Here is a 24,319-nt window from a genome sequence, read left to right on the forward strand (position 1 = left end):
GTTAACCTGAACGACGACGATTACGTGGAGCACCACCAGTACGACGTGGGCCATTGCCAGGGCGCGAGCGCGTCAGGCGCAGCGGTTTTGGCAGATCGGTCATCAGCGCGTCTGGGTTGTACTTGCTAACCGGAATCGAGTGGCCGATATAGGTCTCGATTGCAGGTAAATTCAACGCGTACTCTTCACAGGCGAGGCTAATAGAGTGACCGCTCGCTCCAGCGCGACCCGTACGACCAATACGGTGAACGTAATCTTCACAGTCATCTGGCAGGTCATAGTTGAACACGTGTGTTACGGCCGGAATATGCAGACCACGCGCGGCAACATCAGTCGCAACAAGAATGTCGAGATCGCCACGGGTGAACTCTTCCAGAATACGCAGGCGTTTTTTCTGTGCCACGTCGCCAGTTAGCAGACCTACGCGATGACCGTCGGCAGCAAGACTGCCCCAGATATCTTCACAGCGGTGCTTGGTATTGGCAAAAACAATGGCGCGATCCGGCCACTCTTCTTCAATCAGCGTTTGCAGCAAACGCATTTTCTCTTCATTTGAAGGATAGAAGAGCTCTTCTTTAATACGGTGACCTGTCTTCTGTTCCGGTTCGACTTCAACGTATTCGGCATTGTTCATCTGTTCGAACGCCAGTTCGCGAACGCGGTAAGAGAGGGTTGCGGAAAACAGCATGTTCAGACGCTGGTTGGTTGGCGGCATACGACGGAACAACCAACGGATATCTTTAATAAAGCCCAGATCGTACATGCGATCGGCTTCATCCAGTACGACGACCTGAATCGCGCCCAGGTTAATGTGGTTCTGCTTTGCGTAGTCAATTAGACGGCCAGTGGTGCCGATAAGAATATCGACCCCGCTCTCCAGCACTTTTAACTGCTTGTCGTAACCGTCGCCGCCATATGCCAGGCCTAATTTCAGTCCTGTTGTCTGCGCGAGTGGCTCGGCGTCTGCGTGGATCTGCACGGCTAACTCACGCGTTGGCGCCATAATTAACGCACGCGGTTGGTTCACCTTGCGATCGGCAATCGCGGGATGAGAGAGAAGGTAATGAAACGTTGACGTAAGAAACGCCATCGTTTTTCCGGTACCGGTTTGCGCCTGCCCTGCTACATCACGACCAGCCAGCGTAAGCGGGAGGGCCAGTGCCTGAATGGGCGTACAATTATGAAACCCTTTGTTTTCAAGGGCTTCTATCACCTTTGGGTGCAGGGCGAAGTCGGAAAACTTCTGTTCTGTTAAATGTGTTTTGCTCATAGTGTGGTAGAATATCAGCTTACTATTGCTTTACGAAAGCGTATCCGGTGAAATAAAGTCAACCTTTAGTTGGTTAATGCAGTACATAAAGCATTCATGATGCGTCGAGGCGGCAAGTGAATGAGTCACTGGAGCGTACAATAGTACGTGACTGGGACACAGAGCGCAGCCAACAATGAGGCAGCTTGAAGGATGATGTGTATACACCAACACACCAGGCTTATTCCTGTGGAGTTATTATGAGCGATAAAATTATTCACCTGACTGACGACAGTTTTGACACGGATGTACTCAAAGCGGACGGAGCTATCCTCGTTGATTTCTGGGCAGAGTGGTGCGGTCCGTGCAAAATGATCGCTCCGATTCTGGATGAAATCGCTGACGAATATCAGGGCAAATTGACGGTTGCTAAACTGAATATTGACCAAAACCCAGGCACCGCGCCGAAGTATGGTATCCGTGGCATCCCGACCCTGCTGCTGTTTAAAAACGGCGAAGTTGCGGCGACGAAAGTCGGCGCGCTGTCCAAAGGTCAGTTGAAAGAGTTCCTCGACGCCAACCTGGCGTAAGGAAGTATCATGATCGGGCGCCCATACTCCAAAATGATTCGGATGACTGGACGCCCGACTTGAGTCGTGCTAAGTTAGTGTTGACTTCGTATTAAACATACCTTATTAAGTTTGAATCTTGTTTTATCCACTGCTTCCCGTTGTTTCTCGTGCGAGAAGTGGACAGATTCCTGGCTTGTCACTCAATCCGTCTTGTCGTTTCAGTTCTGCGTACTTTCCTGTGACCAGACAGCGAACAGACATGAGTCGAAGGCCGTAAACAGGCATGGATGACCCTGCCATACCATTCACAACATTAAGTTCGAGATTTACCCCAAGTTTAAGAACTCACACCATTATGAATCTTACCGAATTAAAGAATACGCCGGTTTCTGAGCTGATCACTCTCGGCGAAAATATGGGTCTGGAAAACCTGGCTCGTATGCGCAAGCAGGACATTATTTTTGCCATCCTGAAGCAGCACGCAAAGAGTGGCGAAGATATCTTTGGTGACGGTGTGCTGGAGATATTGCAGGATGGATTTGGTTTCCTCCGCTCTGCAGACAGCTCCTACCTCGCCGGTCCTGATGACATCTACGTTTCTCCCAGCCAAATCCGCCGTTTCAACCTCCGCACTGGTGATACCATCTCCGGTAAGATTCGCCCGCCGAAAGAAGGTGAACGCTATTTTGCGCTGTTGAAAGTTAACGAAGTTAACTACGACAAACCGGAAAACGCCCGTAATAAAATTCTCTTTGAGAACTTAACGCCGCTGCACGCAAACTCTCGTCTGCGTATGGAGCGTGGTAACGGTTCTACTGAGGACTTAACGGCTCGCGTACTGGATCTGGCTTCTCCGATTGGCCGTGGCCAACGTGGTCTGATTGTGGCACCGCCGAAAGCGGGTAAAACCATGCTGTTGCAGAACATCGCACAGAGCATTGCCTACAATCACCCAGACTGCGTGCTGATGGTTCTGTTGATTGATGAACGCCCGGAAGAAGTGACCGAGATGCAGCGTCTGGTGAAAGGTGAAGTAGTTGCTTCTACCTTTGACGAACCGGCATCCCGTCACGTTCAGGTTGCTGAAATGGTTATCGAGAAAGCGAAACGTCTGGTTGAACACAAGAAAGACGTTATCATCCTGCTCGACTCCATCACTCGTCTGGCGCGTGCATACAACACCGTGGTTCCTGCTTCCGGTAAAGTGCTGACGGGTGGTGTGGATGCTAACGCTCTGCACCGTCCGAAGCGTTTCTTCGGTGCCGCGCGTAATGTGGAAGAAGGCGGTAGCCTGACCATCATTGCAACCGCGCTTATCGATACCGGCTCTAAAATGGATGAAGTTATCTACGAAGAGTTTAAAGGCACCGGTAACATGGAACTGCATCTCTCGCGTAAAATTGCTGAAAAACGCGTCTTCCCGGCTATCGACTACAACCGTTCTGGTACCCGTAAAGAAGAACTGCTCACGACTCAGGAAGAGCTGCAGAAAATGTGGATCCTGCGCAAAATTATCCATCCGATGGGTGAAATTGATGCGATGGAATTCCTCATTAATAAGCTGGCGATGACCAAGACCAATGACGACTTCTTCGATATGATGAAACGTTCGTAACTCTGGCATCATCCGAAAACGCCACGTTTTTACGTGGCGTTTTGCTTTTGCGATTCATCCTAATGTCTGGTCGGATAAACTAGTCATTATTGTCGGCGTCGAAGAGATGTCACAATGTGCGGCATGAACGACAAGAGGTCAGAAGTGTAATGTTTTAGTTGGTCTCTTCAAGGAGACCTCGTAACGCATTATACTTTAAGGAAATGATATATGCTGAGAGCACATACACTGTGAATTTACTCGCTGCTTTATCTGAGCTAATCAGTATTTTCTTATTCACTACCATTTTTATTTTTTTTGCGCGAAAAGTAGCCATAAAAATAGGTTTAGTGGATAAGCCTAATTTCCGCAAACGACACCAGGGGATCATTCCTTTAGTTGGTGGGATTTCTGTGTTTGCAGGAATTAATTTTATGTTTGGCCTCTCGGATTATTACATCCCGCATGCCTCGTTATACCTCTTTTGTGCTGGTGTGCTGGTGTTGATTGGTGCACTTGACGACCGTTTTGACATAAGCGTAAAGATACGAGCCGTTGTTCAGGCTGCGATTGCTATTGTTATGATGGTAAAAGGAAATCTTTATTTGAGTAGCCTGGGATATATCTTTGGTTCCTGGGAGTTGATACTCGGTCCCTTTGGTTATTTCCTCACCCTTTTTGCCGTTTGGGCAGCAATTAACGCCTTTAATATGGTAGATGGCATAGATGGATTATTAGGCGGATTGTCGAGCGTCTCATTCGCAGCGATGGGATTTATTCTGTGGTTTGATGGTCAGACTAGCCTGGCTATCTGGTGCTTTGCCATGATCGCCGCAATTCTACCTTATATCCTGCTGAACCTGGGGGTTCTTGGACGCCGTTATAAAGTCTTTATGGGCGATGCTGGTAGCACGCTGATTGGTTTTACCGTTATTTGGATCCTGCTGGAAACTACGCAGGGTAAAACGCATCCTATCAGCCCGGTTACCGCACTGTGGATTATCGCCATTCCGTTGATGGATATGGTGGCAATCATGTACCGTCGTTTGCGTAAAGGCATGAGTCCTTTCTCTGCTGATCGCCAGCACATTCATCATTTGGTGATGCGTGCGGGGTTTACTTCACGACAGGCATTTGTTCTGATTACGCTGGCCGCCGCGATTCTGGCCTCCATCGGTGTGCTGGCTGAATATTTTCGTTTGGTCCCTGAATGGGGCATGCTGGTGCTCTTTTTACTGGCATTTGGCCTTTATGGTTATTGCATTAAGCGAGCCTGGAAGGTGGCGAGATTTATCAAACGAGTGAAGCGCAGATTGCGAAGAATCCGTGAAAGCAAACCAAACTTAACCAAGTGAACTGAGGATGCGATGACACAACCATTACCGGGGGAAGACGCCGTGAGCGCTGAAAATGAACTGGATATTCGTGGCTTGTTTCGTACCTTGTGGGCAGGAAAGGTGTGGATTGTCGGTATAGCTCTCGCCTTTGCGCTCATTGCGCTCGCCTATACTTTTTTTGCCCGCCAGGAGTGGAGTGCAACGGCCATTTCGGATAAGCCTACGGTTAATATGTTGGGCGGATATTATTCCCAACAACAGTTTTTGCGTAATCTGGATATTAAGGCCAGCCTCGCGTCAACGGATCAACCGTCGGTAATGGATGAGGCCTATAAAGAATTTGTCATGCAACTTGCTTCCTGGGATACGCGCCGCGATTTCTGGCTGCAGACCGATTATTACAAGCAACGTATGGTCGGTAACAGTAAAGCCGACGCGGCAATGCTGGATGAACTGATTAATAACATTCAGTTTATGGCTGGCGATGCAGCGCGTAATACCAATGACAGCGTGAAGCTGATTGCGGAAACGGCTCCTGACGCCAATAACCTGCTACGCCAGTATGTGGCGTTTGCCAGCCAGCGTGCGGCGGGTCATCTGAACGATGAGTTAAAAGGGGCGTGGGCTGCGCGCACTGTACAAATGAAGGCGCAGGTTAAACGTCAGGAAGAAGTGGCAAAAGCTATTTTCTCTCGCGGTGTTCATAATATTGAGCAGGCGCTTAAAATTGCAGAACAAAATAACATTTCTCGCACATCAACCGATGTCCCTGCTGATGAATTACCTGATTCTGAACTGTTTTTACTCGGACGCCCGATGCTGCAGGCGCGACTCGAAAACCTGCAGGCAGTTGGCCCGGACTTCGATCTGGACTATTTTCAAAATCGGGCCATGCTGAACACGCTGAACGTGGGGCCAACTCTGGATTCGCGTTTTCAGACCTATCGTTATTTGCGAACGCCGGAAGAACCGGTAAAACGTGATAGCCCACGTCGTGCCTTCCTGATGATTATGTGGGGCATCGTTGGGGCTCTGATCGGTGCCGGTGTCGCGTTAACCCGTCGTCGCTCGATTTAGCAACTCCGTTGCAGTGAGGGGCTGGGCCCTCACTGCCAATCCTAAGAGAATCGATGTGAAAGTACTGACTGTATTTGGCACGCGACCAGAGGCTATTAAAATGGCACCTCTGGTTCATGCGCTGGCAAAAGATCCTGATTTTGAAGCGAAAGTTTGCGTCACTGCGCAGCATCGGGAGATGCTCGATCAGGTGTTAAACCTCTTTTCTATTGTACCTGACTACGATCTCAATATTATGCAGCCAGGCCAGGGACTCACAGAAATTACCTGCCGAATTCTGGAAGGATTAAAACCCATTCTGGCTGAGTTCAAACCCGATGTCGTATTGGTGCACGGTGATACCACAACGACAATAGCCACCAGTCTGGCCGCCTTTTACCAGCGTATTCCGGTGGGGCATGTTGAGGCTGGATTGCGAACTGGCGATCTCTACTCACCCTGGCCGGAAGAGGCAAACCGCACGCTGACAGGGCGTCTGGCAATGTATCATTTTGCTCCAACCGAAAATTCACGCCAAAATTTATTACGCGAAACAATTCCCGATGACCGTATTTTTGTCACGGGCAATACGGTTATTGATGCATTGATCTGGGTTCGGGATCGCGTACTCGAGAATGAAACGCTGCGCGCTGAACTGGCTGAACACTATCCTTTCCTTCGTTCTGATAAAAAGATGATCCTGGTGACCGGTCATCGTCGGGAAAGCTTCGGTCGCGGTTTTGAGCAAATTTGCCATGCGCTGGCGGAAATTGCTGCAGCAAATCAGAATGTGCAAATTGTCTATCCGGTACACCTGAACCCTAATGTCAGCGAGCCGGTTAATCGCATCCTGGGCCACGTTGAAAACGTGATTCTGATTGAACCTCAGGACTACTTGCCGTTCGTCTGGTTGATGAACCATGCCTGGCTGATCCTTACCGATTCCGGCGGGATTCAGGAAGAAGCCCCCTCTCTGGGCAAACCTGTGCTGGTGATGCGTGAAACGACTGAACGCCCGGAGGCCATCACTGCAGGTACTGTTCGTCTGGTGGGAACAGACTCGCAGCGAATTGTGGAAGAAGTCACCCGTTTGCTGCATGACGAAAATGAATATCAGACCATGAGCCGCGCCCATAATCCGTATGGTGACGGGCAGGCGTGTGGCCGCATTTTACACGCGTTAAAAAATAATCGGATATCGCTATGAGTTTTACGACCATTTCTGTCATCGGGCTGGGTTATATCGGGCTGCCAACGGCAGCCGCCTTTGCTTCCCGTCAAAAACATGTCATTGGCGTAGATGTAAATCAACATGCGGTAGATACCATTAACCGTGGTGAAATCCATATTGTTGAACCGGATCTGGGTATCGCGGTGAAAACAGCAGTCGAAGATGGATATCTTCGCGCTACCACAACACCCGTAGAAGCTGATGCGTATTTAATTGCCGTACCAACACCGTTTAAAGGGGAACATGAACCCGATATGGTGTACGTCGAGGCTGCCGCGAAGTCTCTTGCACCAGTGCTAAAAAAAGGGGCATTGGTGATCCTCGAATCGACTTCACCTGTAGGATCAACGGAACAGATGGCTGCGTGGCTTGCAGAAATGCGGCCCGACCTGACTTTTCCACAGCAGGTAGGGGAACAGGCAGACGTAAATATTGCGTACTGTCCAGAACGTGTTCTGCCAGGCCAGGTGATGGTTGAGCTAATTAAAAACGATCGCGTGATTGGCGGGATGACCCCCGTCTGTTCCGCGCGTGCCAGCGAGCTGTACAACATCTTCCTTGAAGGTGAGTGTGTGGTGACCAATTCCCGTACGGCGGAAATGTGCAAGCTGACTGAGAATAGCTTCCGCGATGTCAATATTGCTTTTGCCAATGAACTGTCACTGATTTGTGCCGATCAGGGGATTAACGTCTGGGAACTGATCCGTCTGGCGAACCGCCATCCACGCGTGAATATTCTGCAGCCTGGACCGGGGGTTGGTGGGCACTGTATTGCGGTCGATCCGTGGTTTATCGTGGCACAGAACCCAGAGCAGGCGAAATTAATCCGCATCGCGCGTGAAGTGAATGATGGCAAACCTCACTGGGTCGTTGATCGGGTAAAAGCCGCCGTGGCGGACTGCCTCACGGAGAGTAACAAACGTGCCAGCGAAGTGAAAATTGCCTGTTTTGGTCTGGCATTTAAACCGAATATCGACGATTTACGTGAAAGCCCGGCGATGGGAATTGCGCAAAGTATTGCGCATTGGCATAGCGGCGAAACGTTGGTGGTGGAACCGAATATTCATCAATTGCCGAAAAAACTGGATGGTCTTTGCACGCTGGCGAAACTGGATGATGCGCTGACAAGCGCAGATGTGCTGGTAATGCTGGTTGACCATAATGAATTTAAAGCCATTAAGGGCGATGCGGTTCAACAGCAGTATGTGGTTGATACCAAGGGAGTCTGGCGGTGACAATCCGTGCCAGTATTGAGCCCCTTATCTGGGAAAATACGTTCTTTGGCGTTAATAGCGCCATTGTACGTTTTGACCCGCACGGGGCGGTCCTGACTGCGGAAGCATTGCAGTCCTGGGGACGGGTACAGGCAAAAATTCCCGCCGCGAACACTCACGAATTAGACGTTTTGCAGCAACTGGGTTTCTCGCTGGTAGAAGGCGAAGTGGATTTTGTGTTGCCGGTAACGCGCGTCTGCGATAATTCCGGCGTGCAGGTGGCGCAACCCGCAGATATCCCGGCACTACGCCAGCTCGCGAGCCAGGCGTTCGCACAAAGCCGCTTTCGTGCTCCATGGTATGCGCCGGATGCCAGCGCCCGTTTCTACGCGCAGTGGATTGAAAATGCGGTGTTGGGCACATTCGATCATCAATGCCTCGTTTTTCGCACAGCGACAGACGAGATCCGCGGGTATGTCTCGCTGCGTGAGCTGAATAACACTGACGTGCGAATTGGCCTGTTGGCAGGTCGCGGTGTGGGTGCAGAATTAATGCAGGCGGCGCTTTTCTGGGCGCAGGCTCGCGGTAAAACAACATTGCGGGTGGCGACCCAGATGGGCAACACCGCCGCGCTTAAACGTTATATACAGAGTGGTGCGAATGTGGAAAGCACCGCGTACTGGTTATACAGGTGACAAAATGATTCCATTTAACGCACCGCCGGTGGTGGGAACTGAGCTTGAGTATATGCAGTCTGCGATGAGCAGCGGCAAATTGTGTGGCGATGGCGGTTTTACCCGTCGTTGCCAGCAGTGGCTGGAACAGCATTTTGGCAGTGAGAAAGTGCTGCTGACGCCGTCCTGTACTGCATCACTTGAGATGGCAGCATTGTTGCTGGATATCCAGCCTGGTGATGAAGTTATCATGCCAAGCTACACCTTCGTCTCCACCGCTAATGCCTTCGTGTTGCGCGGGGCAAAAATCGTCTTTGTTGATGTCCGACCAGATACCATGAACATTGACGAAACTCTGATTGAAGCGGCGATCACCGACAAAACCCGCGCTATCGTACCGGTGCATTACGCGGGCGTCGCCTGCGAAATGGATACCATTATGGCGCTGGCGACACGGTACAATCTGTTTGTAGTGGAGGATGCTGCACAGGGCGTAATGTCTACCTACAAGGGACGTGCGCTGGGAACGATTGGTCACATTGGGTGTTTCAGCTTCCACGAAACCAAAAACTACACCGCGGGTGGTGAAGGTGGCGCAACGCTGATTAACGACCGTAAATTAATCGAACGTGCAGAGATCATCCGTGAAAAAGGCACCAACCGCAGTCAGTTTTTCCGCGGCCAGGTGGATAAATATACCTGGCGTGATATCGGCTCCAGCTATCTGATGTCCGATCTGCAGGCTGCCTATCTGTGGGCGCAACTGGAAGTGGCCGATCGTATCAATCAGCAGCGTCTGGCATTGTGGCAAAACTACTACGATGCACTTGAGCCGCTGGCGAAAGCCGGGCGGATTGACCTGCCTTCCATACCGGATGGTTGCGTGCAAAACGCCCATATGTTTTACATCAAGCTGCGTGATATTGATGATCGCACGGCGTTGATTAACTTCCTCAAAGAAGCCGAAATTATGGCGGTATTCCATTATATCCCGCTGCATGATTGCCCGGCTGGCGATAAATTTGGTGAGTTCGCGGGTGTCGATCGTTACACCACCAAAGAAAGCGAGCGTCTGCTACGCCTGCCGCTGTTTTACAATCTGTCGCCGGTGAACCAGCGCACAGTAATTACGACCCTGTTGAACTACTTCGCCTGAGATGTCGCTTGCTAAAGCGTCCCTTTGGACGGCAGCCAGTACGCTGGTAAAAATCGGTGCAGGCTTGTTGGTGGTAAAACTGCTGGCGGTGTCGTTTGGCCCTGCGGGAGTCGGGCAGGCGGGTAACTTTCGTCAGATGGTCACTGTGCTGGGCGTGCTGGCAGGAGCCGGAATTTTCAACGGTGTCACAAAGTATGTGGCACAGCATCATGATGATCCGGCGCGGCTACGCAACGTGGTTGGCACATCTTCCGCCATGGTGTTGGGATTCTCCACACTGATGGCCGTGATCTTTTTGTTGGCGGCTGCGCCCATAAGCCAGGGTTTGTTTGGTCATACGCATTACCAGGGGCTGGTGCGTCTGGTTGCGCTGGTACAGATGGGTATTGCCTGGGCGAATCTCTTACTGGCGTTAATGAAAGGCTTCCGTGATGCCGCAGGCAATGCACTGTCGCTGATTGTTGGCAGTCTGGTCGGTGTTGTGGCTTATTATGGCTGCTATCGACTGGGGGGCTATGAAGGTGCTTTGCTGGGCCTGGCGCTGGTGCCTGCGCTGGTGGTTGTGCCAGCCAGTTTTATGCTGATCAAGCGTGGAACCATTCCACTGCACTACCTGAAACCCTCATGGGATAACAGTCTGGCAGGGCAGTTAAGCAAGTTTACGCTGATGGCGCTGATCACCTCTGTGACGCTGCCAGTGGCATATGTAATGATGCGAAACCTTCTGGCTGCGCATTACAGCTGGGATGATGTTGGGATCTGGCAAGGGGTAAGCAGTATCTCCGATGCCTATCTGCAATTTATCACCGCCTCATTCAGCGTTTATTTGCTGCCGACGTTGTCGCGCCTGAGCGAAAAGCGTGACATTACGCGTGAAGTGGTGAAGTCGCTGAAGTTTGTGTTACCGGCGGTTGCCGCCGCGAGTTTTACCGTTTGGTTACTGCGTGATTTTGCTATCTGGCTGCTCTTTTCCGCTAAATTTACTGCCATGCGAGACCTGTTTGCCTGGCAACTGGTGGGCGATGTACTGAAGGTCGGTGCTTACGTTTTCGGGTATCTGGTGATCGCGAAGGCGTCGCTGCGGTTTTATATTTTGGCTGAAATTAGCCAGTTCATTTTGTTGACGGCATTTGCCCACTGGCTGATCCCCGCGCATGGCGCTCTGGGGGCAGCGCAGGCTTATATGGCAACCTATGTGGTCTATTTTTCTCTTTGCTGTGGCGTATTTTTACTCTGGTGTAGGCGGGCATGACAGTACTGGTTCACGTTCTGGGATCGGATATCCCTCACCATAATCAAACCGTACTGCGGTTTTTTAATGATTCGCTGGCCGCGACGAGCGAGCACGCGCGCGTATTTATGGTTGCAGGTCAGGATGCGGGATTCAGTGCAAGCTGCCCGGCGTTATCGCTGAGCTTCTATGGCGGAAAAAAGGCACTGGCGGAAGCGGTAATCGCGAAAGCGAAAGCAGATCGCCAGCAGCGTTTCTTCTTCCATGGTCAGTTCAACACCAGCCTGTGGCTGGCGCTGTTGAGCGGAGGAATTAAACCAGAGCAGTTTTACTGGCATATCTGGGGCGCAGATTTGTATGAAGTCTCCAGTGGGCTGAAATTCCGCCTGTTTTATCCGATTCGCCGCATGGCGCAAAACCGTGTGGGCTGCGTGTTTGCCACTCGAGGTGATTTGAGCTATTTCGCACAGCAGCATCCCCGTGTGCGCGGTGAACTGCTCTATTTCCCTACGCGTATGGATCCGTCGCTGAATAATATGGGCAGTGAGTGCGAACGCAGCGGGAAAATGACGATTCTTGTAGGTAATTCTGGCGATCGCAGCAATGAACATATCGCAGCGTTACGCGCCGTACATCAGCAGTTCGGTGATACGGTGAACGTTATTGTGCCAATGGGCTATCCGGCTAATAACGGGGCGTATATTGATGAAGTACGCCAGGCTGGCCAGGAATTATTTAGTGCAGGAAATCTGCAAATTCTAAGTGAAAAACTGGAATTTGATGCCTATCTGGCATTACTGCGTCAGTGCGATCTCGGTTACTTTATTTTTGCACGCCAGCAAGGGATTGGTACATTGTGTTTGCTGATCCAGGCCGGTATTCCGTGCGTGCTAAACCGCGAAAACCCTTTCTGGCAGGATATGGCAGAGCAGCACCTCCCGGTACTGTTTACCACCGATGAACTCAATGCCGATGTTGTGCGTGAAGCGCAGCGTCAGTTGGCCTCGGTTGATAAAAGCACGATTACCTTTTTTAGCCCGAATTACCTGCAACCGTGGCATAACGCGCTGAGCATTGCCTCCGGAGAAACCCTATGAGTCTGATGCAATTCAGCGGTCTGCTGGTAGTATGGCTACTCTCTACCTTATTTATCGCTACGCTGACCTGGTTTGAGTTTCGACGTGTGCGCTTTAACTTCAATGTGTTCTTCTCATTGCTGTTTTTGCTGACGTTTTTCTTCGGATTTCCCCTGACCAGCGTACTGGTGTTCCGTTTCGACGTCGCGGTCGCCCCACCGGAAATTCTGTTACAGGCACTGCTTTCCGCCGCCTGTTTCTATGCCGTCTACTACGTGACCTATAAAACGCGTTTACGTAAGCGAATACCGGAAAAGTCACGCAAACCGCTGTTTACCATCAACCGCGTTGAGGCCCATCTGACATGGATTATCCTGATGGCGATTGCGCTGGTGAGTGTAGGCATTTTCTTTATGCACAACGGTTTCCTGTTATTCAGATTGCAGTCCTATAGCCAGATCTTCTCCAGTGAAGTTTCTGGTGTGGCCCTGAAACGCTTCTTCTACTTCTTCATTCCGGCAATGCTGGTGGTGTATTTCCTGCGCCAGGATAGTAAAGCGTGGCTGTTCTTCCTGGTGAGCACCGTCGCGTTTGGTCTTCTGACTTATATGATTGTTGGCGGCACGCGCGCCAATATCATTATCGCGTTTGCCATCTTCTTGTTTATCGGCATTATTCGCGGCTGGATTTCACTGTGGATGCTGGCTGCGGCCGGTGTGCTGGGAATTGTCGGCATGTTCTGGCTGGCATTGAAGCGCTACGGGATGAACGTGAGCGGCGATGAGGCATTCTATACGTTCCTGTATCTCACGAGGGATACCTTCTCACCGTGGGAGAATCTGGCGCTGTTACTGCAGAATTACCACAATATTGAGTTCCAGGGACTGGCACCGATTGTCCGTGATTTCTACGTTTTTATTCCCTCCTGGCTGTGGCCTGGACGGCCGAGTATCGTACTCAACTCTGCGAACTATTTTACCTGGGAAGTGCTGAACAACCACTCGGGCCTGGCTATCTCTCCAACGTTGATTGGTTCGCTGGTGGTTATGGGGGGAGCGTTGTTTATCCCGTTAGGCGCGATCGTGGTCGGGTTGATAATCAAATGGTTCGACTGGCTGTATGAGTTAGGCAATCAGGAAAAAAACCGCTATAAGGCGGCGATTTTGCACAGCTTCTGTTTTGGTGCCATTTTCAATATGATCGTTTTGGCACGAGAAGGGTTGGATTCGTTTGTCTCGCGAGTGGTCTTTTTCCTCGTGATTTTTGGTGTCTGTTTGCTGGTAGCAAAATTATTGTTCTGGCTGTTTGATAGTGCAGGACTTGTCCATAGACGAATAAAGACGCTGCCCCGGACACAGGTTGAAGGATCGTAATGACAGATAATACAACTGCGCCGCTATATTCGCTGCGCGGATTAAAACTTATTGGCTGGCGTGATATGCAGCATGCGCTGAATTACCTGTTTGCTGAGGGGCATCTCAGACAGGGGACGCTGGTGGCTATTAACGCCGAGAAAATGCTAACGGCGGAAGATAACCCCGAGGTTCGGGCTTTGATTGATGCCGCTGAGTTCAAGTATGCGGATGGAATTAGCGTGGTGCGTTCCGTGCGTAAAAAATACCCACAAGCACAGGTTTCACGCGTGGCCGGAGCCGATCTCTGGGAAGCCTTGATGGCGCGCGCTGGACGGGAGAGCACACCCGTATTCCTGGTTGGTGGTAAGCCAGAGGTACTGGCGCAAACAGAAGCAAAACTGCGAGCACAGTGGCGCGTCAATATTGTTGGTAGCCAGGACGGATATTTCACGCCAGAGCAGCGGCAGGCATTGTTTGAACGTATTCATGCCAGCGGTGCGCAGATTGTTACGGTGGCAATGGGTTCGCCTAAACAAGAGATTTTTATGCGCGATTGCCGCCTGGTACATCCGAATGCGCTGTATATGGGGGTGGGTGGCACCTATGATGTGTTTACCGGACACGTAAAGCGAGCGCCTAAATTCTGGCAGAATTTGGGGCTGGAGTGGCTGTACCGCTTACTGTCACAGCCGAGCCGTATTACCCGTCAACTTCGTTTATTGCGCTATCTCCGCTGGCACTATACCGGCAATCTCTAACATTTTCTCTCCTCTGATAAGTAGTGTGTTCTGCTAAATGCGCTACTTATTCACAACATAATCGCTGCTTTCTCGCACAATCTATTTATTTTTTGAATGCTTTAATTGCCATTTAGACGATTTTAAGAAACCATTCGCAACAATCATTTCAGTGTCGTGGTGTTTTTGGCGCCAACCGTAAAGCGGTCGGCGCTGGATGGCCTGTTATGGCATAAGAAGATGTACCCATAACGATAACCGGTAATACCGGAAACAATACAAACACAACAAGAGGATTTATGGCAGAGAACAAACCAGAGCTACAGCGTGGGTTGGAGGCTCGTCATATCGAATTGATTGCCCTTGGGGGCACCATTGGCGTCGGATTGTTTATGGGCGCCGCCAGTACCCTGAAATGGGCGGGGCCATCGGTCCTGTTGGCGTATATCGTTGCCGGACTATTTGTCTTCTTTATCATGCGTTCCATGGGCGAGATGTTGTTCCTGGAGCCGGTTGCCGGTTCGTTCGCCGTTTACGCTCACCGCTATATGAGCCCTTTCTTTGGTTATCTCACCGCCTGGTCATACTGGTTTATGTGGATGGCTGTGGGGATCTCGGAGATTACCGCCATTGGGGTCTACGTGCAGTTCTGGTTCCCGGAAATGGCGCAGTGGATACCCGCGCTGATTGCCGTAGGCCTGGTGGCGCTGGCAAATCTGGCTGCGGTTCGCCTGTATGGTGAAATTGAATTCTGGTTTGCCATGATCAAAGTGACAACCATCATTGTGATGATTGTTATAGGAGTGGGTGTCATTTTCTTCGGCTTTGGTAATGGTGGTCAGGCGATTGGCTTCAGCAACCTGACTGAACACGGCGGCTTCTTTGCCGGCGGCTGGAAAGGCTTTCTGACTGCATTGTGTATTGTGGTAGCCTCCTACCAGGGCGTGGAGCTAATCGGTATCACGGCGGGCGAAGCCAAAAACCCACAGGTCACGTTGCGTAGCGCGGTAGGTAAGGTGCTGTGGCGTATCCTGATTTTCTATGTAGGCGCGATCTTCGTTATCGTCACCATCTTCCCGTGGAATGAGATCGGTAGCAACGGTAGCCCGTTTGTTCTCACGTTTGCCAAAATTGGTATTACCGCTGCGGCCGGGATTATCAACTTTGTGGTCCTGACGGCAGCGCTTTCTGGTTGCAACAGTGGGATGTATAGCTGCGGCCGCATGCTCTACGCCCTGGCGAAGAATCGTCAGTTGCCTGCGGTTGTCGGAAAAGTCTCTCGTCATGGCGTGCCAGTTGCCGGCGTTGCGATTTCTATCGCCATCTTGCTGATTGGCTCATGCCTGAACTACATCATTCCGAATCCGCAGCGCGTATTTGTCTATGTCTATAGCGCCAGCGTGTTGCCGGGCATGGTGCCGTGGTTTGTGATCCTGATAAGCCAGCTGCGTTTTCGCAAAGCGCACAAAGACGCGATTGCCAGCCATCCCTTCCGTTCCATTTTGTTCCCGTGGGCGAATTATTTGACGATGGCGTTCCTGGTTTGCGTATTAATCGGTATGTACTTTAATGAAGATACCCGTATGTCGCTTTTTGTCGGTATCGCCTTCCTGCTGGGTGTGACGCTCATTTATAAGGTTTTTGGCCTGAATCGTCATGGTGTGGCCCAAAAACTGGAGGAATAAGCGACAAAACGCACAAAGCATGACCAAACGATAATTTATTTTAAAAAAGCACTAGACAGCAGACCGAGACCTCCGTAATATCCAGCCCCGCAACGGCGCTAAGCGCCCGTAGCTCAGCTGGATAGAGCGCTGCCCTCCGGAGGCAGAGGTCTCAGGTTCGAATCCTGTCGGGCGCACCATTTAGTAAGGTGCCGGAGCTGCGGTGGTTTTAATACCGCGTAAAAGATTTGCAGTGGTGGCTATAGCTCAGTTGGTAGAGCCCTGGATTGTGATTCCAGTTGTCGTGGGTTCGAATCCCATTAGCCACCCCATTAATTTAAAGTTGTGAAATGCGAAGGTGGCGGAATTGGTAGACGCGCTAGCTTCAGGTGTTAGTGTTCTTACGGACGTGGGGGTTCAAGTCCCCCCCCTCGCACCACGACTTAAAGAATTGAACTAAAAATTCAAAAAGCAGTAAAACGGCGAGTAGCGCAGCTTGGTAGCGCAACTGGTTTGGGACCAGTGGGTCGGAGGTTCGAATCCTCTCTCGCCGACCAATTTTGAACCCCGCTTCGGCGGGGTTTTTTGTTTTCTGATTTCCCTTTCTCTCTGCTCTTGTGCCAGTCAATACCGGCGTTACGCCACCAATCTGACCTGAATTACCTGATGTCCTAAAAATCCCGAAGACCTGGTTTTTGCAGTGCAATCATGCCATGTGTTGTGCGATAATATTTGGGTAGATGCTCATTCCATCTCTTATGTTCGCCATCAGGCCTCATAAACTCAGGAATGACGCAGAGCCGTTTACGGTGCTTATCGTCCACTGACAGATGTCGCTTAGCCTCATCGAACACCATGGACATAACGTTGAGTGAAGCACCCATTTATGTTGTCATACAGACCTGTTTAACGCCTGCTCTTAACCGAGCGGGCGTTTTTTTATGCATACACTTCACTCTTCAGACGCCTCTTTATTGGCGGCGTCCTCTCACCCTGCTACTTACTTATGTAAGTGCTCTGAGTTTGTCTCAATGTGTTTCGAATGATTCTGTGTATTGGTGTAAGCCCGGTAAGCATTTCGCTACCGGGCTTAAAGGATTACTGCGGGGGATTGTTCTGTAGTGTCAGCATTAAGCCATCACGGCGCATGGTAGCGGCCTCTTCCGGCTGATGCAGTCTGTCCAGCGCATCAGCAAGCCACGCGTAGTCGTATGCATCCGGGCGTTGTTTGAGCGCCGCACGGAAGGCGAGAGTGGCTTCCTGCCATTCGCCGTGCTTCATCAACGACTGACCAAGCGTACTCCACAACAGCGGACGATCGCCCACGGCTTTAATCTGCTGGCGCAGAACTTTTTCAATCTGCTCTGGGTTGTTTGTTTTCAGACGCGGGATTGGCAGCACCAGACGGTCATCATACTGACGTTTCAGGCCGTCGATGATGATCTGTTGTGCTGTATCGTGATCGTCGCACTCAATCAGATGTTCCGCCATTGCCACCTGCAGAGCGATCTGATGACGGGTCTTACGGTTTTGATTTTTCCACCAGGCACGTAGCCCCTCACTGCCCTGATCGGCACGAACCTGATCCATCAGGCCAACCCATGCCTGCTGTTCCAGCATGGCGCGGTGCTCTTCATCACCAACGTGCGCTTTTGCCATGGATGGAATGATATCCAGCAGGGAACTCCATGCGCCAGTGCGAATGTAAGCCTGCTCAGCCAGACGCAATACTTCCGGGTGACGTGGAGTCACCTCCAGCAGTTTATCTACACTATGGCGCGCGGCGTGATTTTCATTCCGGGCCAGTTGCAGGCGAACGCGAGCGATCTCTACCGGAATCGTGTCATTTCCGGCGAGCTCGGCTGCGCGCTCAAGGTGTTGATTGGCCCGAGCCTCGTCACCACGTTGTTGAGCCGCTTCTGCCGCCAGAAGGTAATTCACCACCGGCTGTTCTGCGTGATCGGCATTTTTCGACATTAGTTTTTCGACTTGCTGATAATCGCCTTCTGCCAGCTTGAGCAGCGCCTGTTCGGTCTGTTTGCGGGCGCGGCGGCGCTTGCGACCGACGAACCAGCCACGCGTGTGTGCGCCGGTACGGAAAATACGACGCAGCAACCACTCAATCGCAAACAGGACCACCATGGTGACGATCAGAATGATCACCAGGCCAGTTACGCTGGTCTCGATGTTGTAGTTATCCGTCTGGATCAGTACGTAGCCTTGATGACCGGCAATCATCGGACCGATGACGATCCCGGCGATCAACAGCACAAAGAGCAATAATACTTTTAGCATCGTTACTCTCCTTGCGGCGCGGTTGCCGGGGTTTCTGCCTGAGGCGCTGGCGCAGGAGCTGCTTCAACCGGAGATGTTGCTGGCTGGGCCAGTAAATTACGCACACGGGTCTGCATTAATTTCTCAAGAATGGTCTGGCTTTGAAGCGTTTCTGGTACATCCATACTGATGCTTTGTTGGCTCAGTTGGTCCACTTCTTCAAGGAAGGCTTTCGTCGCTGCATCGTCGGTATCGTAGTACGCGCGCACCCAGGTGGAGACATTTTCCAGCGCCTGCCGGTATGTCTCTTCTTGATGGCGTGGTACGGCCTGCGCGGCCACTAACAGACGGGAGCGGATGTTCTCACGTAAGTACACGTCCTGATTTGGTGCTAACAGCGGTACGGCGGTTTCATCGCGACGTCGAATGGTAATAAAGCTGTCCATAAAATTTTGCCAGCTTTTTTGCAGATTGACGCGCCATTCGCTAATGGAGCTGGAAAGCTCGCTGCTGTCGGAGTCCATCGGCGAATCATCAGTATCATTGTCGGCCAGACGTAGGTTATCAATCTGATTAGACAACTGATTTATCTTGAGAATGATGCCGTCATAATCCACCTGAGAGACAGAAGAGAGGCTGGCGATATCATCAGTAATCGCTCGACGGGCGGTGATTAAACTTGGATCGTTCATATCGGCCAGGCTGGCATCGGCGCTTTTCAATAGCGCCGCTGCGGTGGTAACGTCCTGATCGCTCCATAATTTACGACCGGCCAGTTTCACCAGAAAATCAGCCTGCGCCAGCAGCCACGTTTTAGCATCGCTGCCAGAGATTGTGGCAACCTTTTGCTGCACTTCATCAAGCTGTTTAGCCAGTGCTGCTTGCTGACGGTTTGCTTCATCCAGCAGTGTTGCCTGCTGTTTAATAATACCTTCCAGCTCAGTTTTCTGGTTTTCCTGCGCTTTTTGCAGCGCCGTGAGCTGATTAGCCAACGCATCGCTGGTTGCAGTCTGTGTTGTTGCCTGTTGTTTCCCCCAGCCATACAGTCCGACGCCTGCCGCCAGTGCAATAGCGATCGCTACTGCACTTAGTATCAGTGCGGTGCTGCCCTTGCTCTTTTTTTCAGCATTGACTGACTGTGACGTGGTTTCCACGGCCTCCCTGGTCTCTTCAACCACGGCGGAGGATTTTTCTTGTTCCGTCATTATGGCATCCCATTATGAGAGTTATTGTAATGCGCGTAGCAGCGCATCGTTGTCGGCGTTATCAGCGACCTTAATATCTTGCCAGCCCAGTTCCCGGGCGAGGTGCGCCAGACGCTCACTGACGACCAGCAGCCGACAGCGTAGTAACCAGTGCTCACGATACCACTGCGGAATGAGCGACCAGAGCTGTTGTAGCATCTCTCCGCTAGTGACAACCACCGTCGTCACGCCGCGAGATTGCCATCGCATCGCTTCTTCCGCACCATCGTAATACTTTGCACTGCGTTGATAACATTCACAAAAATCTACATTGGCCCCACGTGCTTTCAGAGTTTCGCCTATCAACTCCCGACCGCCGTTGCCGCGTAAAATAAGCGCTTTTTTTCCCGCAATATTTTGTAATTCAGGTAATTGTAGCAAGACTTCGCTAATTTCCCGATCCAGAGGATAGTGAATATTGCATCCATTAACGGTATGGAGCGCCAATGCCGTGGTGCGGCCAATGGCAAAATAGCGCGGGAGGGAGGGCCAGCGCTCTCCTTGCTGCTGAAGCTGAGCATCAGCAAAAGTGACCGCGTGCTGCGAGAGAGCTAAAACCAGATCGTTTTCCGTCAGTGTCGACAGGCGGGAGGCTAGTGTTGCCAGTTCCCTGCCTGGCGAAAACTCAATGAGCGGAAAGCTCCAGGCCACCTGCCCCAGTGTGCGCAGACGGCTCACTAACTCTTCCCCTGCGGGAGATGGGCGGGTGACCAGAATACTCATGCGGGTGCTTCTCCGTTATAAACATCAGCCAGAATGGCGCGTGCACCGTTTTCCAACAGTTCTTCCGCCAGAGAAATGCCCATTTGTTCGGCATTATTTGGTGTGCCGCGACGTTCCCCGCAAACCATCTGTGAGCCGTCAGGAGCACCGACCAGCGCACGTAGCCAAATCTCACCGTTAATGAGCTCAGCATAGCTGCCGATGGGCACCTGACAACCCCCTTCCAGGCGGGTGTTCATTGCGCGTTCGGCTTTTACACGCAGAGCGGTTTCTTCATGGTTGAGCGGTGCTAACAGTGCTTGAGTACGCAGATCATCGAGTCGACATTCTATGCCTACTGCGCCCTGTCCGACAGCTGGAAGAGAGACTTCCGGCGACAGCGCTGTGCGGATCCGCGACTCCAGCCCTAAGCGTTTTAACCCGGCTACGGCCAGAATAATCGCATCATAGTCGCCGTTATCCAGTTTGCTCAGGCGTGTTCCCACGTTGCCGCGTAGCGAACGGATAACGAGATCCGGGCGACGTTTAGCCAACTGGCACTGGCGACGTAAGCTGGATGTTCCAACGATGCTGCCTGCAGGAAGTTCATCCAGCGTGTTGTACTTATTCGAGACAAAAGCATCGCGTGGATCTTCGCGTTCGCAAATAGTGACCAGTCCGAGTCCCTCAGGGAATTCGACCGGCACATCCTTCATGGAATGCACGGCGATATCGGCACGTTTTTCCAGCAGCGCGACTTCCAACTCTTTAACAAACAAACCTTTACCCCCCACTTTTGCCAGTGGAGTATCCAGAATCACATCGCCACGGGTCACCATAGGTACCAGTTCTACGATCAGACCGGGGTGGTTTGCCATTAAGGCGTCTTTGACATAATGTGCCTGCCAGAGCGCAAGGGGGCTTTGGCGTGTGGCAATTCTCAAAACATTGTCTAACATGCTTGTTACCGTCATTATCAATCATTGACCATCCTAACATCCTTATCAAAGGGATGTCAGCGTTACGCTCAAACGTTAGTGAGAGGAAAAAGGCGCTGCATCATCACTGGCAGTGATTAATGACGAGAAACCTCCCGACCGTATGAAGGAATTTACACGTAACGAACGGTGCTACACTTGTATGTAGCGCATCTTTCTTTACGGTCAATGAGCAAGGTGTTAAATTGATCACGTTTTAGACCATTTTTTCGGCTGTACTCCATAAAAAAAGAGGGCGAAAAAAGGGTAACGGTTATTTTTGACATACGGTTTATCCGAATGGATGAAGATTATTTGCGGGCGTATATGCCGCAACGATCGACAACATGACGGATAGCAACATCAGGCGATACGTCTTGTACCTCTATATTGAGACTCTGAAACAGAGACTGGATGCCATAAATCAACTGCGTGTGGATCGCGCGCTTGCTGCCATGGGACCTGCCTTCCAGCAGGTATACAGTCTGCTGCCGACATTATTGCACTACCACCATCCGCTGATGCCGGGTTACCTCGATGGTAACGTTCCCAAAGGCATATGCTTTTACACGCCTGATGAAACCCAACGCCACTACCTGAATGAACTGGAACTGTACCGTGGTATGTCACCGCAGGACCCTCCCAAGGGCGAACTGCCTATTACCGGCGTTTACTCGATGGGCAGTACCTCTTCAGTAGGGCAAAGTTGTTCCTCTGACCTGGATATTTGGGTCTGCCATCAATCCTGGCTGGATAGCGAAGAGCGTCAGCTGCTGCAGCGTAAATGTAGCCTGTTAGAAAGCTGGGCTGCCTCGCTGGGCGTGGAAGTCAGTTTCTTCCTGATTGATGAAAACCGTTTCCGTCATAATGAAAGTGGCAGTCTGGGTGGTGAAGACTGTGGCTCGACGCAGCATATTCTGTTGCTTGATGAATTCTATCGCACCGCCGTGCGCCTCGCGGGCAAACGTATTCTGTGGAATATGGTGCCGGGCGATGAAGAAGAGCATTACGACGATTACGTCATGACGCTCTACGCGCAGGGGGTGTTAACACCAAACGAATGGCTGGATCTGGGCGGACTCAGCTCGCTCTCTGCTGAAGAGTACTTTGGTGCCAGCCTCTGGCAGTTGTACAAGAGTATCGACTCCCCGTACAAAGCGGTGTTGAAAACGCTGCTGCTGGAAGCTTATTCCTGGGAATACCCGAACCCACGCCTGTTGGCGAAAGACATTAAACAGCGCCTGCACGACGGCGAAATCGTTTCTTTTGGTCTTGATCCGTATTGCATGATGCTGGAGCGCGTCACCGAATACCTCACGGCGATTGAAGATCCGACTCGTCTGGATTTAGTGCGTCGATGTTTCTACTTAAAAGTCTGCGAGAAACTGAGCCGCGAGCGCGCGTGCGTTGGCTGGCGTCGTGAAGTGTTAAGTCAGTTGGTGCAAGAGTGGGGGTGGGATGACGCCCGTCTGACGATGCTTGATAACCGCGCCAACTGGAAGATTGACCAGGTGCGCGAGGCACATAACGAACTACTCGACGCGATGATGCAGAGCTATCGTAATCTGATCCGCTTTGCGCGCCGCAATAACCTTAGCGTCAGCGCCAGCCCGCAGGATATCGGCGTACTGACCCGTAAGTTGTATGCTGCGTTCGAAGCCCTGCCGGGTAAAGTGACGCTGGTGAACCCACAGATCTCACCGGATCTCTCGGAACCGAATCTGACCTTTATCCATGTGCCGCCTGGGCGTGCCAACCGTTCAGGTTGGTATCTCTACAACCGTGCGCCCAATATGGATTCCATCGTCAGCCATCAGCCGCTTGAATATAACCGCTACCTGAACAAGCTGGTGGCGTGGGCGTGGTTTAACGGTCTTCTGACGTCGCGTACGCATCTGTTTATTAAGGGTAACGGCATTGTCGATTTGCCGAAGCTGCAGGAGATGGTGGCTGATGTGTCGCACCACTTCCCGCTGCGTTTACCTGCGCCCACACCAAAAGCGCTCTATAGCCCGTGCGAAATTCGCCATCTGGCGATTATCGTTAACCTTGAATACGACCCGACAGCAGCGTTCCGTAATCAGGTCGTGCATTTTGATTTTCGTAAGCTGGATGTCTTCAGCTTTGGCGAAGAACAAAATTGTCTGGTGGGTAGTGTAGATCTGCTGTACCGCAACTCGTGGAACGAAGTGCGTACGCTGCACTTCAACGGCGAGCAGGCGATGATTGAAGCGTTAAAAACGATTTTGGGCAAAATGCACCAGGACGCGGCGCCGCCAGATAGTGTTGAAGTCTTCTGCTACAGTCAGCATCTGCGTGGCCTGATCCGTACCCGCGTCCAGCAACTGGTGTCTGAATGCATTGAACTGCGCCTTTCCAGTACGCGCCATGAAACCGGACGCTTCAAAGCGCTGCGCGTTTCCGGTCAGACGTGGGGACTGTTCTTCGAACGCCTGAACGTATCAGTACAGAAACTGGAAAACGCCATTGAGTTTTATGGCGCGATTTCGCACAACAAACTGCACGGTCTTTCCGTACAGGTTGAGACTAACCATGTGAAATTGCCGTCTGTGGTGGATGGTTTTGCCAGTGAAGGGATCATTCAGTTCTTTTTTGAAGAAACGGGCGATGAACAGGGCTTTAATATTTATATTCTGGATGAAAGTAACCGTGTTGAAGTGTATCACCACTGCGAAGGCAGCAAAGAGGAGCTGGTACGTGATGTCAGTCGCTTCTATTCATCGTCGCACGATCGCTTTACCTACGGCTCCAGCTTTATCAACTTTAACCTGCCGCAGTTTTATCAGATCGTGAATACCGACGGGCGCGCGCAGGTAATCCCGTTTCGTACTCAGCCGATTAACCCTATTCCTCCGGCTAATCAGGATAACGACACACCGATGTTGCAGCAGTATTTCTCGTAATTGCGCTTACCCGGAGGCGCTATGCTTGCCGGGCCTGGATGCATAGCGCTGC

20 protein-coding genes and 4 tRNA genes are annotated in these 24,319 nt (G+C 51.4%); 19 read left to right on the forward strand and 5 right to left on the reverse strand.

Features of this window, described 5'->3' with window-relative positions; translation table 11 throughout:
• Position 1: 1 nt before the first annotated feature.
• On the reverse strand, positions 2–1,270 hold the full coding sequence (rhlB, locus tag LG384_RS00085; RefSeq protein WP_045449063.1) for an ATP-dependent RNA helicase RhlB: 1,269 nt from the start codon (positions 1,268–1,270) through the stop codon (positions 2–4).
• A 239-nt stretch (positions 1,271–1,509) separates the two neighbouring features.
• Here rhlB and trxA point away from each other — a divergent pair, with 239 nt between their 5' ends.
• The 18 genes from trxA (at position 1,510) to LG384_RS00175 (ending at position 16,703) form a co-directional block, all read left to right on the forward strand.
• Positions 1,510–1,839: a thioredoxin TrxA gene (gene trxA / locus LG384_RS00090; RefSeq protein WP_001280776.1), complete on the forward strand. Its 330-nt coding sequence runs from the start codon at positions 1,510–1,512 to the stop codon at positions 1,837–1,839.
• A gap of 130 nt (positions 1,840–1,969) precedes the next feature.
• Positions 1,970–2,098: a rho operon leader peptide gene (locus LG384_RS00095; protein ID WP_071829085.1), complete on the forward strand. Its 129-nt coding sequence runs from the start codon at positions 1,970–1,972 to the stop codon at positions 2,096–2,098.
• Positions 2,099–2,176: 78 nt separating this feature from the next.
• Positions 2,177–3,436: a transcription termination factor Rho gene (rho, locus tag LG384_RS00100; protein ID WP_002437993.1), complete on the forward strand. Its 1,260-nt coding sequence runs from the start codon at positions 2,177–2,179 to the stop codon at positions 3,434–3,436.
• 203 nt (positions 3,437–3,639) lie between these two features.
• Positions 3,640–4,770, forward strand: coding sequence for a UDP-N-acetylglucosamine--undecaprenyl-phosphate N-acetylglucosaminephosphotransferase (gene wecA, locus LG384_RS00105; protein ID WP_233617306.1), 1,131 nt, complete (start codon positions 3,640–3,642; stop codon positions 4,768–4,770).
• Between the two features lie 12 nt (positions 4,771–4,782).
• Positions 4,783–5,829, forward strand: coding sequence for an ECA polysaccharide chain length modulation protein (gene wzzE, locus LG384_RS00110; RefSeq protein ID WP_045449067.1), 1,047 nt, complete (start codon positions 4,783–4,785; stop codon positions 5,827–5,829).
• Positions 5,830–5,884: 55 nt separating this feature from the next.
• Positions 5,885–7,015 (forward strand): non-hydrolyzing UDP-N-acetylglucosamine 2-epimerase, encoded by a 1,131-nt coding sequence (gene wecB, locus LG384_RS00115; protein WP_045449070.1) that lies wholly within the window; start codon positions 5,885–5,887, stop codon positions 7,013–7,015.
• Positions 7,012–8,274, forward strand: coding sequence for a UDP-N-acetyl-D-mannosamine dehydrogenase (wecC, locus tag LG384_RS00120; protein WP_045449072.1), 1,263 nt, complete (start codon positions 7,012–7,014; stop codon positions 8,272–8,274). The genes wecB and wecC overlap by 4 nt, the downstream gene beginning before the upstream one ends.
• Entirely contained in the window at positions 8,271–8,948 is a 678-nt protein-coding gene (gene rffC / locus LG384_RS00125) for a dTDP-4-amino-4,6-dideoxy-D-galactose acyltransferase (protein ID WP_045449082.1), read from the forward strand. The genes wecC and rffC overlap by 4 nt, the downstream gene beginning before the upstream one ends.
• Positions 8,949–8,952: 4 nt before the next feature.
• Positions 8,953–10,083: a dTDP-4-amino-4,6-dideoxygalactose transaminase gene (gene rffA / locus LG384_RS00130; RefSeq protein WP_045449084.1), complete on the forward strand. Its 1,131-nt coding sequence runs from the start codon at positions 8,953–8,955 to the stop codon at positions 10,081–10,083.
• A 1-nt stretch (position 10,084) separates the two neighbouring features.
• Positions 10,085–11,335: a lipid III flippase WzxE gene (gene wzxE, locus LG384_RS00135; RefSeq protein ID WP_200013140.1), complete on the forward strand. Its 1,251-nt coding sequence runs from the start codon at positions 10,085–10,087 to the stop codon at positions 11,333–11,335.
• Positions 11,332–12,411, forward strand: coding sequence for a TDP-N-acetylfucosamine:lipid II N-acetylfucosaminyltransferase (locus LG384_RS00140; protein WP_045449088.1), 1,080 nt, complete (start codon positions 11,332–11,334; stop codon positions 12,409–12,411). The genes wzxE and LG384_RS00140 overlap by 4 nt, the downstream gene beginning before the upstream one ends.
• Positions 12,408–13,763, forward strand: a complete 1,356-nt coding sequence (wzyE, locus tag LG384_RS00145; protein WP_045449090.1) for an ECA oligosaccharide polymerase — start codon at positions 12,408–12,410, stop codon at positions 13,761–13,763. Before LG384_RS00140 ends, wzyE begins: the two co-directional genes overlap by 4 nt.
• Complete coding sequence (wecG, locus tag LG384_RS00150) at positions 13,763–14,503, forward strand: lipopolysaccharide N-acetylmannosaminouronosyltransferase (protein WP_045449092.1); 741 nt, start codon at positions 13,763–13,765, stop codon at positions 14,501–14,503. Before wzyE ends, wecG begins: the two co-directional genes overlap by 1 nt.
• A gap of 278 nt (positions 14,504–14,781) precedes the next feature.
• Positions 14,782–16,167, forward strand: coding sequence for an amino acid permease (locus LG384_RS00155; protein WP_045449093.1), 1,386 nt, complete (start codon positions 14,782–14,784; stop codon positions 16,165–16,167).
• Between the two features lie 102 nt (positions 16,168–16,269).
• Positions 16,270–16,346: transfer RNA gene (locus LG384_RS00160), tRNA-Arg, on the forward strand.
• 56 nt (positions 16,347–16,402) lie between these two features.
• Positions 16,403–16,478: transfer RNA gene (locus LG384_RS00165), tRNA-His, on the forward strand.
• Between the two features lie 20 nt (positions 16,479–16,498).
• A tRNA-Leu gene (locus tag LG384_RS00170) sits at positions 16,499–16,585 on the forward strand.
• 41 nt (positions 16,586–16,626) lie between these two features.
• A tRNA-Pro gene (locus LG384_RS00175) sits at positions 16,627–16,703 on the forward strand.
• Between the two features lie 541 nt (positions 16,704–17,244).
• Here the strand turns inward: LG384_RS00175 and hemY are convergent.
• Genes hemY through hemC form a run of 4 tightly spaced genes read right to left on the reverse strand, consistent with a single transcriptional unit; the run spans position 17,245 to position 21,325 of the window.
• Positions 17,245–18,441, reverse strand: a complete 1,197-nt coding sequence (gene hemY, locus LG384_RS00180; RefSeq protein ID WP_048223280.1) for a protoheme IX biogenesis protein HemY — start codon at positions 18,439–18,441, stop codon at positions 17,245–17,247.
• A 2-nt stretch (positions 18,442–18,443) separates the two neighbouring features.
• Positions 18,444–19,625: a uroporphyrinogen-III C-methyltransferase gene (hemX, locus tag LG384_RS00185; protein ID WP_045449100.1), complete on the reverse strand. Its 1,182-nt coding sequence runs from the start codon at positions 19,623–19,625 to the stop codon at positions 18,444–18,446.
• 21 nt (positions 19,626–19,646) lie between these two features.
• Positions 19,647–20,387, reverse strand: a complete 741-nt coding sequence (gene hemD / locus LG384_RS00190; protein WP_045449101.1) for a uroporphyrinogen-III synthase — start codon at positions 20,385–20,387, stop codon at positions 19,647–19,649.
• A complete protein-coding gene (hemC, locus tag LG384_RS00195; protein ID WP_045449853.1) occupies positions 20,384–21,325 on the reverse strand; it encodes a hydroxymethylbilane synthase in 942 nt (313 codons plus the stop codon). Before hemC ends, hemD begins: the two co-directional genes overlap by 4 nt.
• A gap of 395 nt (positions 21,326–21,720) precedes the next feature.
• On the opposite strand from hemC, the gene cyaA reads away from it, so the two are divergent.
• The gene (gene cyaA, locus LG384_RS00200; RefSeq protein ID WP_045449103.1) at positions 21,721–24,267 is read left to right on the forward strand and encodes a class I adenylate cyclase; all 2,547 of its coding nucleotides are present in this window, start codon (positions 21,721–21,723) and stop codon (positions 24,265–24,267) included.
• Positions 24,268–24,319 lie beyond the last annotated feature (52 nt).

The organism is Citrobacter sp. Marseille-Q3906 (assembly GCF_916618775.1).
Taxonomy (GTDB): Bacteria; Pseudomonadota; Gammaproteobacteria; order Enterobacterales; family Enterobacteriaceae; genus Citrobacter; species Citrobacter murliniae.